Source organism: Gilliamella sp. N-G2 (genome assembly GCF_002142215.1).
Lineage (GTDB): Bacteria > Pseudomonadota > Gammaproteobacteria > Enterobacterales > Orbaceae > Gilliamella.
In genome coordinates this window covers 30,283-46,948 of the sequence record NZ_NAST01000008.1, presented here as the reverse complement: position 1 = coordinate 46,948, position 16,666 = coordinate 30,283, and the positions used below count along the sequence as shown (strand labels likewise).

Genomic DNA, 16,666 nt, shown 5'->3' with positions numbered 1-16,666 from the left:
GTCAGCTCAATGTGACTTAATCTGTTTAGGGAAACTAGATAACGAAAATTATGACAATGACTAAAACGACAAGAAGTGAACTATTTGAATTTGACCATCCATGTCCTATTCGTGATGTTCTCGATAGAATTGGCGATCAATGGAGTCTGTTAATTCTAAAATCATTAGAACATAATGCTATGCGATTCAATTCTTTACATAGAGAAATTGGCGATATATCACGACAAATGCTGTCACGGACATTAAAAAGACTAGAAAAAGATGGTTATATCACTCGAACCGTTTATGCACAAGTCCCAGCTCGTGTAGAGTACGCTCTAGCTGAACTTGGTATATCATTTCTTAAACCAATGAATACATTAATACAGTGGGCCGATGAAAATCATCAAGCGATTTGTCGAGCGAGAAAACGACAAAATTAGTAATTATTTGAACAGTTATTTTTGAAAGGATAAAAAAGCTAACCAAATATATTGGTTAGCTAATGATTTAATTACTGACAAACAAAGTTTTCAGGATTATTAGTATCCCCTTTACCTTGATAAATCGTTTTTTGTGGATATTGGCATAAAGGACGTTGTAGAGTGACCTGACCATTTTCAATTTTTTGGGCAATTAATCTGTTTGGCGCTTGTTTTTTCTCAACCCAATTAACGAGCGACTCAAAACCATTAATTTTATCTGGGCCATCGCCTCCATTACAATGGTCAACACCAGGAGCGAGGTAGAATTTTGCAAAATCATCTACTGAATCTTTACCGCCCATAATCTTCAATACATTATTATAATATTGAATTGTTCCTTTTGGTGCGATCAGGCGATCATTCAAGCCATGCCAAATAATCATTTTACCACCCAATTTTTTAAATTGACTCAAATCGGCATTATCAGTTCCCATTATTGGACGGAATAACTCTACTGATTCATTAAAATAGTTATCAAAACCGCTGTAACCTAAGGTTTTCCAGTCAAAATTAGGATCTTGTTTAATCCAATACTTTAAATAATCTTCTGGAATAGGAAAAGGTCCTTTATTACTAGCTAAAACATCAAGTGGTGCAGTCGGTTCAATGCTAAACCATAAAGATTTGCCATTTTGATCTGTTGGTCCTTGCCAAATTTTTCTTAATGTGCGAACTTCGTCCTTATCAAGTCCTGTTTTATATAGTAATTCATCACTGATATCTACTGCTGCAGGATCACTAACTAAACCATCTTTAATACCATCTTTTTCATCAGCCAGTTCAATAATCGCTTTTCTAACTTTTTCCAGTTTATCACTATCGATCGGTTTACCTAGCTCTTGTTGCATAACAATTTGAGGCCATATTTCTGCTGGTATAAATTTATCCCAATGGATCGCTGGTGCTGCAATATACAAACCATCATAATCCGCCGGATACCTTTGTGCTTCCATTAGCCCTTGTCTTCCACCCGTTGAACAACCATTCCAATATGCATAATTAGCAGCTTGACCATAATATGACACTATGACTTGTTTGGTTTTTACTGTCATCTCGTGTACACTGCGATAAGCAAAATCAGTTACCGAATCGGCCTGTAATTTGCCATCTTTAAAGACAAATTTACCTTCAACTAAATTACCGGTATGTCCAGTATCTGTAGCAGCTGCAACATAACCATTTTTAGCAGCTACGGCTAATTTATCAAATGGTATAAATCCTGCATATCCACCGCCACCTATTGCTTGTAATCGTTGATTCCAATTAGTCGGCAACCAAACTTCGACATTAATAGCCGGTTCAATGGATAATTCGACACGACAAATCTGCGGTAAATCGACAATTTCTTTAGCTTTAGCGCCTCTTAAAGTATCAGCTAATTTAGAACTTGGTGAAAAACGATCGGCAATTAATTCGCTACTTACTACTTTAGCATTCTCTAATTTCAAATTTGACAATGCGTGACAACGCTCTTCGACATTAGCTTTCGCGGAAGTCGCATAAGCAGAAGATGCTAAACAACTTAACACCGATAAAAACAATAAACTGTATTTCATCATATCCTCATTCCTATCCTCAAAAAATATAATTTATAAAACTAGTTATCATTAATATTAGTCATTAGCCGTATAAATAACAACATTAATCATGATTATTTTTATCAGTGAATATCACTTATCGATAGTAATTTAATACCTAAGATTATTTATAGAGATTAACTTAAATTAAAACAATAATTAAACAAAATTATCCGCCGTTATAGAACCGACGGATTTATTTTTTCAGTCTTTTCTCTGCTGAAACTTTTCACCGTAAAAGACCAATTGGCTGTTGCCTCTCAATATAGAATAGTGAAATTGTTGACGGATATTTTTTTGCTGCTGGGTTTGTTCAGCTGCATATTCAGCTAATTTATGTGCCAATAACAATTTAGCTAACCGTTTATTTGCATGTTGACTACGTTCGGTTTGTACTTTAACACTAATTCCTGTTGCTAAATGTGTCGCTCGTACCGCTGATTCAGTTTTATTAACATGTTGACCACCTGCTCCAGATGATTTCGTAGTGGTAAATTCAATGGTATTGTCATTTAACTCCATAGGGTTTGCTAAACAAGTTACTCCAAAAAACCAATTTTTTCGCTTATGGTTTGGGCGATAAGGACTTTGACAGATCCATTGTATTGTACCTAACCAACGTTGAATTAATTGGTCACATTCAACACCTTCGATCGATAGTAATACTGATCGAAAAGTATTGGGTTTATCACCCAATACGCTTTCGATAATTTCAGTGGTTAGTGACTGTTGTTCAGCCTCTTTTAAAAATTGCGTTACCGCTTTAGCAACTGCTAAAGTACACTCATCGGGCCCTCTAGCAGAAGAAAAAAACAACAAAGCCATCAGTGACCTCCCTGTGTTTTATAGTTCAATATTGGTGTCAATTGTGCAATGACAGTAACAATATTAGCTTGCTGCATTGATTCAATTACACTATCAATTGATTTATAAGCTTGCGGCGCTTCTTCAAAAATAAGGCTACTATCTTCACAAATAACACGACTACCTAGTTTAGTCCGTTTGAGTTCTTGCATTGAATAGCGATTATCCAACTTACCTTTACAGTTAGCTCGACGCCATTTACGCCCAGCACCATGTGCTAATGACATAAGTAGATCATCTCGTTGAATCGGTTTGACAAGATAGCTGTAATCACCTCGTGAACCAGGCACAATCACCAGTTCATCCATTGCCGACGATGCACCTTTTCGATGTAACCAATAGCTCTGTTTATCTATAGTGACTTTTTGTAAAAAATTGTGACAAACATTAAGTACTTCATGGCCTTGAGTATTCAAATTGGTCATTAATCTTTCCGCCACAACTTGACGATTTAATCTTGCAAAAGCAACTGCATTATCATGTTTTTCAATATAATTTAATGCATCATCACTATCATCTGCTAAGCCTTGATAACCAAAGCGTGATAATTGATTTTGCAAAATAGCATGTCCTAAACCTCTTGAGCCACTATGCACTAATAAAAACAGTTTTTTGGCATTAAGTTGGTATTGATTAAATAATGTTGCATCAAAAATCTTACTGACTTTTTGAATTTCAGCAAAATGATTACCGCCACCAATAGTACCTAAATTATATTTGTGACGAGTATCAGGCAAATCAATATTCCCTATTTGCTTTTCTAACTTATCAATACTCAATTTGGCAAGGTTAATGTCAGTTTGCCAAAATCCCATGCCACAGCCGATATCGCTACCAATTAATGCCGGATAAATTATTTCACGACTTAAATATGCTGCGCCTATTGGATAGCCTTTGCCTGGATGAAGATCGGGCATCCCCATTACTTTAACCATATTAGGTAAATTAGCTGTTGTCAGTAATTGTTGTATTGCTAAACCTTCGATCCAGGTATTTTTAGATGCTATTAACCACGTTTTATCTGATAGCACCTGTATAGAATTGTCCATATATCAATCCATTTAAATAAATATTATTGTTATTTTTTTCAATACTGTTTAAAGACAAATTTTTAAATGAACCCATCAAATAAAACGCATACGCAACTTAACATTAATCGTTAAGAAATGTTTAATTTTATCCAGTGACAATACGATCACTCTCAATACGATTTATCAATAATTGGTTTTACTTGAACGATATCAAGTTATCTTTAAACAATGGGTATAAATTAATTGGCAGGCAAAGATCAGCTAAGTGAATTGAAGTAAGAATAGAAAAAGTTACTTAATTATTGGCGGATCAACCTGCAAAGGTTTGTTAAACAAATCATAATAAAAATCTCCTTTGCTACTTATAATAGCGCGCTATGCTAATTAAATTTTAGTCAGTTGTAAAGTAACAAATTATCTTTTTTTAATAATCTATTTTTATTTTTTTACACTCGTTTTTATTGAATTAAGTATTTTATACTGTATATTTATACATATAATTATTTTTAATACGAATAATCCGGCACTATTCGTTTTTATTAATTTTTCGGAGTCTTTTCTTGAATAAATATTGTGTTGTCCTTGGGCAAGCTAATAGTTCGCTCACTGCTTATTTACCTTTAGTTGATACACCAGTAAGAGCTGGATTTCCATCTCCTGCTGATGATTATTTAGAAACAAAACTAGATCTAACAAGTCATTTAGTGAAGCATCCTAGTGCAACTTACTATATTAAAGCGATTGGTGACTCAATGATTGATTATGGCATTTATAGTGGTGATCTCCTTGTTGTCGACCGATCTTTACAACCGAAAATAGATGATATTGTTGTTGCTGCTGTGGATGGTGAATTAACCTGTAAATGTTTAAGTTTTATTAATGGCGAACATCATTTATTGTCTGGCAATAAACTTTACCCTCCAATTTCATTAGTTGGCAAAGACGTACATATTTGGGGAGTGGTAATACATACCATTCATTCCCTACGTAAACGGGGACACTCATGATTGGCTTAATTGATTGTAATAATTTTTACGCATCTTGTGAACGGGTATTTAATCCCAAATTAGAAGGAAAACCAATTGGTATTCTTTCAAATAATGATGGTTGTGTAATAGCTCGCTCTAATGAACTCAAACCGTTAGTCGCGATGGGCATGCCTGCCTATCAAATCCCCTCCCATATTCAAAAAAAAATTACCTTACTAAGCTCTAATTATGAACTTTATGGTGATATGAGTCAGCGAGTATTTGATACCGTTCGCCATTATACTGCGGATATCGAGCTCTATTCGATCGATGAGGCTTTCATTCATCTAAACGGGTTTAGCCATGTTTTAAGTCATTGTCAAAATTTAAAAGCAATAGTAAAACGAGATACGGGTATCCCTGTCAGTATCGGGATTGCTACAACTCGCACGCTAGCAAAATTAGCTAATCATATCGCCAAAAAACACCCTATTCATCAAGGTGTTTATTGTTTTCCGACGGATCAGGAAGAAAAAATAACTATCTTAAAGCAATTCTCAGTTGCAGATATATGGGGCGTTGGTTGGCGAATTACGCAAAGATTAAAAGAACTAGGTATTCATACCGCTTGGGATTTACATCAAGCAAATTTAAAACAAATTAGACTGTCATTTTCTGTTGTCCTTGAGCGTACCATACTTGAGTTACGTGGTATGAATTGTATTGAATTAGATGATCTGCATACAGCTAAAAAAAATATTATGACATCACGTAGTTTTGGTCATTTAACCAATGATCTATTTGATATACAAGAAGCAATTCGTGTGCATGCAAGCCGTGGCGCAGAAAAATTGAGAAAGCAAAAATCAGTTGCTAATGCCGTACTGGTATTTTTAAAAACTAATCGATTTCGACCTGAATTAGTGCAATATAATCCGTCAATTGTGGTGCCATTATTATCGGCGACCGATGATTCAAGACTTATTATTCATGCAGCCCAAAAAGGATTACAATCCATTTATAAACCAGGTTTTTTATTTATGAAATCAGGTGTGATGTTACTTGATTTAAAAACTAAAGATAATTATTGCCAATCGGATTTATTTACAGCTGAAACATCAGCAACTGAAAAACACAAAAGTGAACAATTAATGAAAACCATGGATTACATTAATCAGAAAATGGGAAAAAACACTATTCATTTAGGCGGTATCAGACAAACTGCAGCATGGCAAATCAAGCGAGAGCGACTTAGCCAACGATATACGACTCGTTGGGACGAGTTACCTTTTGTAAAATAGATAACGGATTAACCGCTAAGATAATAATTTAATCAATTGATTGAATTGAATTACCTTGTTCATTGCGAACATGCACATCAATATCCCATTTTTTTCTATATCTATCATCCTTCGATTTTTCACAAGAAATAGAAATAACATATCGAAAAGGAATTTTACCGCCATGAACTTCAGCTTTCTTCCAACCAGCTTTTAATGGTACAAGACAACGAGGTAAATAATCTTTTCCATTTACTTCGACATTATGTAAATTAGTATGATGCGCTTTATTATAAGCGGTAATAAATTCAGTTGCCTTGTTATTGATATCTAAAAATTCTTCCTTCACATTATAGACGGGAATAGCTTCAGTTGTGTTATTATCAACATTATCTGAAGACTCGGCCATTGCAAAAGGAATAGTAATAACAGTTAAAATTGCAATAATATATTTTTGTAAATGAATCTTTTTCATAAAAAACTTTAATAATCTAAATTGTTAAGTACAAATAAAGTTAATTTTTGCACATTATTATTAATAAAATTAAGAGCCCATATTAACAATTGAACTACGAAAACGTTTAAGCGCAATAAGGAAAAATACACTACCAATTCCTAATAACCACGCATACGAGGTCCAAACCACACTTAAACCAGCCCCTCGATATAAAATTGCCTGCCCTAATTCGACAAAATGAGTTGTTGGTGCAAATAACATAATATTTTGCACCACTTCCGGCATACTTTCTCTTGGCGTACTACCACCTGAAAGCATCTGTAACGGTAGAAGAATCAAAATAAATAGCATCGCAAATTGTGCGGTTGATTTAGCCACCGTCGCCATAAAGATACCTAGTGACGTTGTCACGAATAAATGCAAAGCAGCACCAATTAAAAATAAGGTAATCGAGCCCTCAATTGGTACATTTAACCAACCATGGACAACGACTAACAGTGCCCCCCAAGTCGAAACTAATACCACCAGCCCCATAGACCAAACTTTAGAAATCATGATTTGAAATGGTGTCACAGGCATTGACAACAAGTGATCGATAGTACCATGCTCGCGCTCTTTCATTAACGCCGCACCAGTTAAAATAATCGACAATGTGGTAACAATATTAATAATCTCCATGACAGAACCAAACCAAGAACGGGTTAAATTAGGATTAAAGGCCGCATGAACCTCAATGTTAACCGGCAAACTGGTTGGTTTATCAATTTGATTAAAGTATTTAGTTATTTCGCTGGTGACAATTTGCGTAATATAACCATTACCTACAAAAGCCTGTCCCATTCGGGTTGCATCAATATTAAGTTGAATTTCTGGACTTTGGTTATTTAACACATCACGTTGAAAATTAGGTGGTATATTTAATGCAAAAGTATAACTATCGGTATCCATTCCACGATCAACTTCATCCATTGAATTTAATTTAACTGGCTTATTAAACATTGGTGGATAAAGCGCTGCGATAATTTGCCTAGATAACGGTGAATCATCTTCATCAACCACAGCAATTGAAGCATGATGAAGCGAGTCTGAAGTTGCGGTAGCTGCGGTATAAATATCCAGTGTAAAGCAATAGGCGATTAACAGTAACATGATTGGATCACGAATCAATCCCCATAACTCTTTAATACCTAAGCGATAAATATTAATAAAACTTTGCATAATATCTATCCTTCTTGTTTCTTGAGGAGGAATATACTTGCACCAAGTATAATAGGAATAGTAATCAGTAAGGTAAATATCGAGTTATGTAAATCAAAAAATCCTAATGCCTTATTGAAAACACCCCGAGCAATAATAAGCATATGGGTAGTTGGATAGACTTCACCAATATATCGCCCACTCCCTTCTAGTGATGCTACTGGATTGAGTAACCCCGAAAATTGTATCGCCGGTAACATAGTACCAACACAGGTTAAAAATATAACTGCAATTTGACTACGTGTGACAGTTGAGGCAAGTAAACCAAAACCAGTAGCAATAATACAATAAGCTAATCCAGCTAAACATAAAGTTAGCAAACTGCCTTTTATCGGTACGCCAAATATAGTAACCGCCATAAGCAACAATAATAAGAAACTAAGCATCGAAATAACAATATAAGGAACTTGTTTACCTAATAAAAACTCAGTTCGAGTAACAGGCGTTACATATAAGTTAATTATTGATCCCATCTCTTTTTCACGCACTACGGATAATGCCGCTAACATTGACGGAATCATTAAGAGTAAAATAGGAATGACCGCAGGCACCATCGCTTGCAAACTTTTAATATCCGGATTATAACGATAACGGGTCTCAATATTTGCCAATGAGCTAGATTCGGTGCCGGTAGTGGTTTTTATTTTGTCACTTAACCACGCAAGGTGCATACCTTGTACATATCCTTTAATCGTGTCGGCACGTAACGGCATGGCTCCATCAATCCAGATACCGATATTAACTGGATCACCGCGTTGAATATCACGGCCAAAATTAGGTGGAATTTCAATCGCCAACGCTATCTCATTACTTCTCATTCTATGGTCCATATCATCATAATCAATGATTGGAGGTTTCTCAATAAAATAACGCTTAGAGCCAGATAAATTAGTAATATAGTTTTGACTGGTAATCGTTTGATCACGATCTAATACTGCAAAATTTAAGTCCTCAACATCCATCGTGATACCATAGCCCATCACCAACATTAATATCGCTGAACCTAACAGTGCCAATAAAGCGCGCAATGGATCACGAGATAACTCAAGTGTTTCACGCCACAAACAACCAATCAAACGAGTTAAACTGAATCCTTGTAAATGATGCGCATTGACTTTAACTTGCTCATTATCATTAGTTACGGCTTTAGGCATTTCGCTAGCTTTTTCATCATTGTTTGTATCATCAGCACCAGCATCAACTAAATATCGAATAAAGGCCTCTTCAAGGGTTTTCGCATTTTTGGAATGAATGATATTATCTGGCGTATCGCTGGCTAAAACCTTCCCAGCATGCATTAATGAGATCCGATCACAACGAGCCGCTTCATTCATAAAGTGGGTAGTGATAAATACGGTGACTTTATCTTTTCGAGAAAGTTCAATAATTAAACGCCAAAAGTCATCACGAGCAATCGGATCAACGCCAGAAGTAGGTTCATCAAGAATAAGTATTTCAGGGTTGTGAACCACAGCGACCGATAAAGAAAGTCTTTGCTTAACGCCTAACGGTAGACTATCTGGTAAACTTTTTAATTCATTTTCCAGACCAAAACGCTTAACCAACTCCTCGACTCGTGCTGGTATTTTACTTTCTTCAATACCAAATAGACGAGCATGTAAAACGAGGTTTTGTTCAACCGTCAACTCACTATAAAGTGAGAACGCCTGCGACATATAACCTAAATGGCGTCTTACATTAATATCACTGGCATCAACCGGTTTCCCAAATAACCACGCTTCACCTGACGAAATTGGTAATAGACCAGTTAACATCTTCATGGTGGTTGATTTACCGCAACCATTTGATCCTAAAAAACCAAAAATCTCACCTTGTTTTATGGAAAAATTAACATGATCAACCGCAATAAAATCGCCAAATTGCTTAGTTAATCCTTTTGCTTCGATTGCTACTTTTAAATCTTGATTTAAATCTAATGGTGGAATTTCAACGGCCTGATAACCTTCTCTAGCATCTTCAGGCATTAATTGAATAAAAGCATCATCTAAATTATCTTTTGCTGTTTTGGCTAACAACGCTTGTGGTGTACCTGTTTCGAGGATCTTACCGCCATACATTGCCACTAACCAATCAAAGTTTTGTGCCTCATCCATATACGCGGTAGCAACAATGACACTCATTTGTGGACGTTGCTCACGGATTTTATTAATGAGTTGCCAAAATTGTGCACGAGAAAGTGGATCGACACCGGTTGTTGGTTCATCAAGAATCAGTAAATCGGGGTCATGAATTAAAGCCGAACATAAACTTACCTTTTGTTTCATCCCACCAGAAAGACGACCTGCAGGCCGAGATAAGAAAGGATATAAGCCGGTACTTTTGGTTAACTCATCGATACGTCGCCGTCTTTCGGCTGCATCATTACCAAATAAACGGGCAAAAAATTGTAAATTTTCTTCGACTGACAGTGTTGGATAAAGATTTTTGCCTAATCCTTGTGGCATATAAGCAATACGGGTACATACGTTTTGACGATGAATTTTATCTTTCATATCCCCATCTAAAACGTAAACTAATCCTTCTTGGATGACATGCGCGCCAGCTATCAAAGACAATAGACTCGATTTACCCACTCCATCGGGACCAATCAATCCCACCATGCATCTTGGTGGGATGGCAATACTGACATCATTCAATGCACAAGTTTTTTTATAATGTAATGTTACATTACTGACATTGACAACTGCATCTTCAGTAGTTTTACCTTCAGCAAGTAACGTCAAATCCTTTTTATCCGATTCTGACATATGCTATCTCCAATTATTTTGTTTGGCATTTAGCAACATCAGATAAACCAGCAGGCCACTCCGTATTAGGATCAAGTCTAACCCATGCAGCACCAGGAAGACCGGTTTTAACATGTGTAATATAACATCTTAACAATTCTGGGCTTAATTGTGCTTTAACTCTAAACATCAATTTTTGACGTTCATCTTTGGTTTCAACAGTTTTAGGCGTAAATTGTGCAACGCTAGATACAAATGAAATTTTGGCTGAAATAGCTTTACCAGGTAAGGCATCCAACACTAATCTTACTTCATCACCAATTCCTACTTTTCCAGCAATCATTTCTGGTAAAAAGAAAGTCAAATAAACATCAGACAGATTGACTAGATTTAATACTTTTCCGCCTGAAGGTAAAACTTCACCAGGTTGGGCAATACGATACTGAATACGTCCATCAACTGGAGCAGTTAAGGTACTGTCATCAATATCCGCTTGTATTTGATTGATATTGGCTTGTGCAACTTTAATTGCTGATTGAGCACTTTCTACACCAGCTTGAGCAGCTTCAATAGCTGCATCAGCGGCAGAAACTTGTGATTTAGCCGAATCTAACGCGGCTTTAGCACTATTAACTTTAGCTGTATCATCATCAAATTGTTGAACTGAAATAGCTCCTTTTTTATAAAGCGCTGCGGTACGTTCTAAATGTTTGTTTGCATTATCTAAGTCACTTTCTTTTTGAGTAACACCAGCTAAAGCAGCAACTTTATCACTCATTTTTAAGGCCACTTGTGCTTTTGATGTTGATTCATTACTCATTGCTTGTCGATACTGAGCTTGGGCTTCATTTAGTTGCGCTTGTAAAGTATCAGTTTGCATAATGACTAGCGGTTGGCCAGCAGTGACAAAATCACCTTCATCAACATTAATTTTCTCAATTCTACCAGCTAATTTAGTAGAGATGTTAATTTCAGTCGCTTCAATACGCCCATTACCACTAGTAAAATCTGAACCATAGCCATCAGGTTTAAACTGTTGCCACAAGATAAATCCGATAACAACAACCACAACTGCAATAATAATCCATTTTTTGTTTATTTGTTTCATGAATAACACCCATTCTAAAGTGACAAACTTATAATAAATTTAACTAAAAATTTAACTGTTATAAGCGATTTATTTTCAATACGATGATTATCATAACAAATGTCTTTTATAAATAACATCAACTCTCAAAACAAACGCAATAAAAGCTAAAAAAGGTCATTTATAATTTTAAATATAGATCACAATAAATGTAGATGATGATTTATCAAGACAAGCAAAAAAGGAATATCTGATTTATTTAATTGAAAATATTTTAATGTATTATTTATTTAGTCAATGGAATGAAGTTAATAAAAAACTAAACTCCAAATCAATATAAAATTAATTTGGAGTTATCTTATAAATGTTAAACGATTATCTTGAGAAAGATCATAAATCTGGTCTAAACCGTTTTAATTCTTTCAATGGAATATCACCTTGAACTGTACATTGAATCATGACTTTGCCACTAAACCTATCATATTCAAGAAACAATAAATTTTCAGCAGTGCCTCTTACTGGAGAGTCATTGGTTAATACATGTTTATTGTCAGACCAAACACCATTTTTATAAAATAACGCATTGGCAACATCAAGCGTACCATCAGCCGATATTTGCCAATCAACCCATGGTAACGCACTTTTAATCTCTTCAAAGGTATTATCGGTGTTAAACCCCCAATAATAGTACTTTAGATGCTCATCGTTAATATATTGGGACTGATCAAAACTTTCAATTTTTAAACCATTAAAGATAATCGGTGGATCAAATGTAAGTCTATTTTTTTGGGGATGATTAATAGATTTAGTGGCAAATTTGCTATAGCCATTTGGTAAATTGACGATTGGAAAATAATTACGATATTTTTTTTGATTTAAATCCGAAAAAAAAGTCTTATCACATTGGGTAAAGCTTTTTAATAAATGACTAAAATCATCATCAAATGATGGATTTTGTGCATTTGCGAAAAATGGTATGAGTAAACCAATAAACCATAATGATTTAATCTTCACTGTCTATTTCCTTATTAGTGATTGATAATAAATTTTTACTTTGAGTAGCTTTAAAATAAGTTATTATAACAATAATGACAAATAATATTTAGTCTATCTTTAACTATAATAGTAGCGAAATATTCAATGATAAAACAATTAGTTGCTAATCAATAACCGTTTAACAGAATAGCAACAAACTATTGCTAGCAGTGCTGTAAGGAAATATAGTAATTAAATATATTTCTTTACAGCGGACTTATTTAATAAAGGTGATTTTATGGCTCTTCCTTCTTTTTTGACAATTTATAATGAATTAATATCCACGCCAACTATCAGTAATGTAACCAATGAAAAATTAGATTATTCTAATAAACCACTAATTGACAAATTAGCCCAATGGTTTGCTGATTTAGGCTTTACAATTGACATTCAACCTGTACCAAATACTCGTAATAAATTTAATATGTTAGCCACCTATTCCAATAGTGACAATAAAACTCAAGGTGGTCTATTATTAAGTGGTCATAGTGATACTGTGCCATTTGATGATGGGCAATGGACAAAAGACCCATTTAAGTTAACTGAAGAAAATAATAAGCTTTATGGGCTAGGCACTGCAGATATGAAAGGATTTTTTGCATTTATATTAGATGCATTGCGTGATATCGATCTTAAAACATTAACCAAACCAATTTATGTATTGGCTACCGCGGACGAAGAGACATCAATGGCTGGCGCTTCATTTTTTGCCCAACAAACGCAACTACAACCAGACTGCACAATTATCGGCGAACCTACATCATTAATTCCTATTCGTGCTCATAAAGGATTTATATCTAATTCAATTAGAGTTATTGGTAAGTCAGGCCATTCAAGTGATCCAGACAAAGGTATTAATGCTATCGAAATCATGCATTTAGTGATTGAAAGATTACTTATTTTGAAACAAAAATTCAAAGAACAATATCACAATGATGGCTTTAGCGTACCTTATCCAACCATGAATCTTGGCGTTATTCATGGCGGTGATGCAGCTAATCGTATCTGTGGCTGTTGTGAATTGATTATTGATATTCGGGTATTACCAGATAACGATATTGACTCACTTTATAATGCCCTTTGTGAAGCATTACAACCCGTTATGGACCAATATCCTAATCGAGTTTCCATCGAATATGAGGTATCACCAATACCGGGCTATGAATGTAAAAAAGATCATCCAGCATTAAATCATATCGAAAAACTGGTTGGTCACACCGCGCAAACTGTTAACTACAGTACTGAAGCGCCATATTTAAATCAAATCGCCCCAACCATTGTATTAGGGCCAGGCTCAATTGAGCAAGCTCATCAACCAGATGAATTTATTTCAATGGATTTCTTAAAACCGACCAAATTAACCATTGAAAATTTAATTAATGATTTTTGTTTATAAATCAATATATTCGCCGGTAAAGCCGGCGAATCAGTTTAAGGCTATTAGAGTATAATAGTTCATTATTTTTATATTAAGATGGTATAGACTCCTCAATATTTTTTACAAAAACTTACTTTTTCATCCTACATTTATCACTTAATAAAATTTATTTATAAAGTTATCTAACCACTACAATCATCAATAAAATTTTTCTGTAAATAGTGAAACTAAATGATATTAATAAATCATTTTCATCTTAAGACGGTATACACTTCTCAATATTTTTTACAAAAACTAGCTTCTAATTTAATCCAAGCTATCATCTTTATGTATATTTCCCCATTGGCAAAGCATATCTAATACAGGCACTAGTGTTTTACCCCGCTCTAATAGTCCATATTCAACTTTTGGTGGAATTTGAGGGTATTCTTTTCTAAAAATTAATTTATCTCTCTCCATTTCTTTTAAAGTATTACTCAATGTTTTAAAGGAAATTTCTTTAATGCTACGTTTTAGTTCATTAAAGCGCATAGATGGTTGATTTTCATTTAACCAATAAAGAATAATAATCTTATATTTTCCTCTGATCATCGAGAGCGTGTAATTAAATCCACTATTCTCGAAATTATCTTCTGCACAATGATGCTTTTCCATATTTACACTCTCCTTAAAGATAGTACATAACAACAATTACCGTACTTCAAAAATAATTGTATCAATATTACTATGACAAGATGATTTATCACAACAAAAAGGAATATTGAGAATGAAACGAACTTTAGTGATTGTAGCCCATCCAAATTTATCATCATCAAGTGTTAATCGATGCTGGCTTAATAAATTAAATCAATACTATGAACAACTAACCATACATGATATATATTCATGCTATCCAACCCAACAAATAGACGTTAAATTTGAACAAAATTTAATTGAAAACCATCAGAATTTAGTCATTCAGTTCCCAATATATTGGTTTAATTGTCCACCACTGTTAAAACAATGGTTTGACGACGTTTTTACTTATGGTTGGGCTTTCGGTTCTTTAGGCGATAAATTAAATAACAAAAAAGTGGCTTTAGCGGTTTCAGCTGGTATTAAGAAAGCAGATTATTCCTGCACAGGACAATATCAATATACGCTTGAGGAAATATTAAAACCTTTCGAATTAACAATGAATTACGTTCATGCTGATTATCAGTCTATGTTTGCACTTTATGGCGCAAACAATGAACCAGACTACCCAGATAAAATTACTTTGAATGAGGTAAATAAAAGTGCAGATGATTATGTTAATTGGATGAAAAAATTAGGAATATTAATCTAAATGACATAATTATTATCAAAATCACAAATAAAATAATTTTATTAAGGCCGTTCAATAACCAAATCAGTCCTAAGGAATTAAGTTCAGATAAGTAAAAATAAGATGGTATAGACTTCTCAATATTTTTTACAAATATGGTCATCTCGATATAGTAAAAATATATAAGAAAGGTCATGTTTTAATTATTGTTATAGTTATAGTTATAGTTTTAATTTTGATTAGTTTGATTAGTAATAGCCGACAATGTCGGCGTAATTGATTAAACTTGAAAAGAGGCAAAATCAGTGGCAATTTCAGTATTAGCGAAGACGCTCCTTGCTTCATTAACCAGTTTTTGATTATCTTGTATACTATATCTAGGGCTAATATGCGTTATGATTAGCCTTTTAGCCTTAGCTTGCTTAGCAATGTTGGCGGCGTGTATTGTCGTTGAGTGCCCTCGTTCAATGGCTTTTGCCTCAAAAGCTTGCTCTTGAGTGGCCTCATGCACTAATAAATCAACGTTTTCAGCTAAATCAATGGATGCTTGACAAGGAATGGTATCACCCAATATAGCTACTTTTTTGCCTCGTTTAATATCGCCTTGATAATCCTTACCATTAATCGTTCTACCATCTTCTAAAGTAACAGTTAACCCTTCTTTTAAAACAGCGTAGTGTACACCAGGATTAATATTATCTTGCTGCAATTTGTCAATATCTAAGCTTGGAGGTAAATCCTTTTCAACAATACGATAACCAAAACAAGGGACTCGATGTTGTAATAATTTGGCTTCGACGCGAAATTTATTATCTTCAAATACTAAGCTATCTTGTTCAAGTTCAATAATATTTAAAGGGTAAGTAAGCCATGAAGAACTAATTTCAATCACTGTTTGAATAAATTGTTTAATACCTTTAGGTCCAACTAACGTTAATGCCGATTGCTTTTGCATTAATGAACGAGTGGTTAACACACCAGGTAAACCAAATAGATGATCACCATGCAAATGAGTCAAAAATACCATCTCCAATTTAGCTAAACTAAAATTGGCCTTTTGCATTTGCATCTGCGTTGCTTCACCACTATCAAACAGCCATAATCGCCCTCGTTCTTGTCGAAGATCAAGCATAACACTACTTACATTACGTTCTGCGGTTGGTGAACCGGCACTTGTCCCTAAAAAAGTTAATTTCATATCAAGATCAAATTGTC

15 protein-coding genes are annotated in these 16,666 nt (G+C 34.5%); 5 read left to right on the top strand and 10 right to left on the bottom strand.

The genetic code is table 11. From position 1 onward, the window contains the following. The first annotated feature begins 56 nt into the window (after positions 1 to 56). Positions 57 to 422 carry a helix-turn-helix domain-containing protein gene (locus B6C99_RS05450; protein WP_086358907.1) on the top strand — a complete coding sequence of 122 codons (366 nt, stop codon included), beginning with the start codon at positions 57 to 59 and terminating at the stop codon, positions 420 to 422. Positions 423 to 493: 71 nt separating this feature from the next. On the opposite strand, the gene B6C99_RS05445 is transcribed toward B6C99_RS05450, so the two are convergent. The 3 genes from B6C99_RS05445 to B6C99_RS05435 all read right to left on the bottom strand — a co-directional run bounded on the left by B6C99_RS05445 (position 494) and on the right by B6C99_RS05435 (position 3,954). Continuing rightward, complete coding sequence (locus B6C99_RS05445) at positions 494 to 2,023, bottom strand: tannase/feruloyl esterase family alpha/beta hydrolase (protein WP_086358906.1); 1,530 nt, start codon at positions 2,021 to 2,023, stop codon at positions 494 to 496. Positions 2,024 to 2,245: 222 nt separating this feature from the next. Beyond that, positions 2,246 to 2,866, bottom strand: a complete 621-nt coding sequence (gene prfH, locus B6C99_RS05440) for a peptide chain release factor H (RefSeq protein WP_086358905.1) — start codon at positions 2,864 to 2,866, stop codon at positions 2,246 to 2,248. Further along, the gene (locus tag B6C99_RS05435) at positions 2,866 to 3,954 is read right to left on the bottom strand and encodes an RNA ligase RtcB family protein (protein ID WP_086358904.1); all 1,089 of its coding nucleotides are present in this window, start codon (positions 3,952 to 3,954) and stop codon (positions 2,866 to 2,868) included. Before B6C99_RS05435 ends, prfH begins: the two co-directional genes overlap by 1 nt. A gap of 542 nt (positions 3,955 to 4,496) precedes the next feature. Here B6C99_RS05435 and B6C99_RS05430 point away from each other — a divergent pair. Next, positions 4,497 to 4,943 carry a LexA family transcriptional regulator gene (locus tag B6C99_RS05430; RefSeq protein WP_173795332.1) on the top strand — a complete coding sequence of 149 codons (447 nt, stop codon included), beginning with the start codon at positions 4,497 to 4,499 and terminating at the stop codon, positions 4,941 to 4,943. Beyond that, a complete protein-coding gene (locus B6C99_RS05425; protein ID WP_086358902.1) occupies positions 4,940 to 6,205 on the top strand; it encodes a Y-family DNA polymerase in 1,266 nt (421 codons plus the stop codon). The genes B6C99_RS05430 and B6C99_RS05425 overlap by 4 nt, the downstream gene beginning before the upstream one ends. A 28-nt stretch (positions 6,206 to 6,233) precedes the next feature. On the opposite strand, the gene B6C99_RS05420 is transcribed toward B6C99_RS05425, so the two are convergent. The 5 genes from B6C99_RS05420 to B6C99_RS05400 form a co-directional block, all read right to left on the bottom strand. Continuing rightward, entirely contained in the window at positions 6,234 to 6,659 is a 426-nt protein-coding gene (locus B6C99_RS05420) for a hypothetical protein (RefSeq protein ID WP_086358901.1), read from the bottom strand. Between the two features lie 69 nt (positions 6,660 to 6,728). After that, complete coding sequence (locus B6C99_RS05415) at positions 6,729 to 7,859, bottom strand: ABC transporter permease (protein ID WP_065651165.1); 1,131 nt, start codon at positions 7,857 to 7,859, stop codon at positions 6,729 to 6,731. 5 nt (positions 7,860 to 7,864) lie between these two features. After that, entirely contained in the window at positions 7,865 to 10,666 is a 2,802-nt protein-coding gene (rbbA, locus tag B6C99_RS05410; RefSeq protein WP_086358900.1) for a ribosome-associated ATPase/putative transporter RbbA, read from the bottom strand. A 13-nt stretch (positions 10,667 to 10,679) separates the two neighbouring features. Further along, positions 10,680 to 11,753, bottom strand: a complete 1,074-nt coding sequence (locus tag B6C99_RS05405; RefSeq protein WP_086358899.1) for an HlyD family secretion protein — start codon at positions 11,751 to 11,753, stop codon at positions 10,680 to 10,682. A 369-nt stretch (positions 11,754 to 12,122) separates the two neighbouring features. After that, on the bottom strand, positions 12,123 to 12,746 hold the full coding sequence (locus B6C99_RS05400; RefSeq protein WP_086358898.1) for a hypothetical protein: 624 nt from the start codon (positions 12,744 to 12,746) through the stop codon (positions 12,123 to 12,125). A 259-nt stretch (positions 12,747 to 13,005) separates the two neighbouring features. On the opposite strand from B6C99_RS05400, the gene argE reads away from it, so the two are divergent. Continuing rightward, positions 13,006 to 14,163, top strand: a complete 1,158-nt coding sequence (gene argE / locus B6C99_RS05395; RefSeq protein WP_086358897.1) for an acetylornithine deacetylase — start codon at positions 13,006 to 13,008, stop codon at positions 14,161 to 14,163. Between the two features lie 288 nt (positions 14,164 to 14,451). Here argE and B6C99_RS05390 read toward each other — a convergent pair whose 3' ends face one another. Further along, positions 14,452 to 14,799 (bottom strand): helix-turn-helix domain-containing protein, encoded by a 348-nt coding sequence (locus B6C99_RS05390; RefSeq protein ID WP_086358896.1) that lies wholly within the window; start codon positions 14,797 to 14,799, stop codon positions 14,452 to 14,454. Between the two features lie 112 nt (positions 14,800 to 14,911). Between B6C99_RS05390 and B6C99_RS05385 the strand changes: the two genes are divergently transcribed. Continuing rightward, entirely contained in the window at positions 14,912 to 15,472 is a 561-nt protein-coding gene (locus tag B6C99_RS05385; RefSeq protein WP_086358895.1) for an NAD(P)H-dependent oxidoreductase, read from the top strand. Positions 15,473 to 15,731: 259 nt separating this feature from the next. Here the strand turns inward: B6C99_RS05385 and rnz are convergent, their stop codons facing one another. Beyond that, positions 15,732 to 16,649, bottom strand: a complete 918-nt coding sequence (rnz, locus tag B6C99_RS05380) for a ribonuclease Z (protein WP_086358894.1) — start codon at positions 16,647 to 16,649, stop codon at positions 15,732 to 15,734. Positions 16,650 to 16,666: the final 17 nt, after the last annotated feature.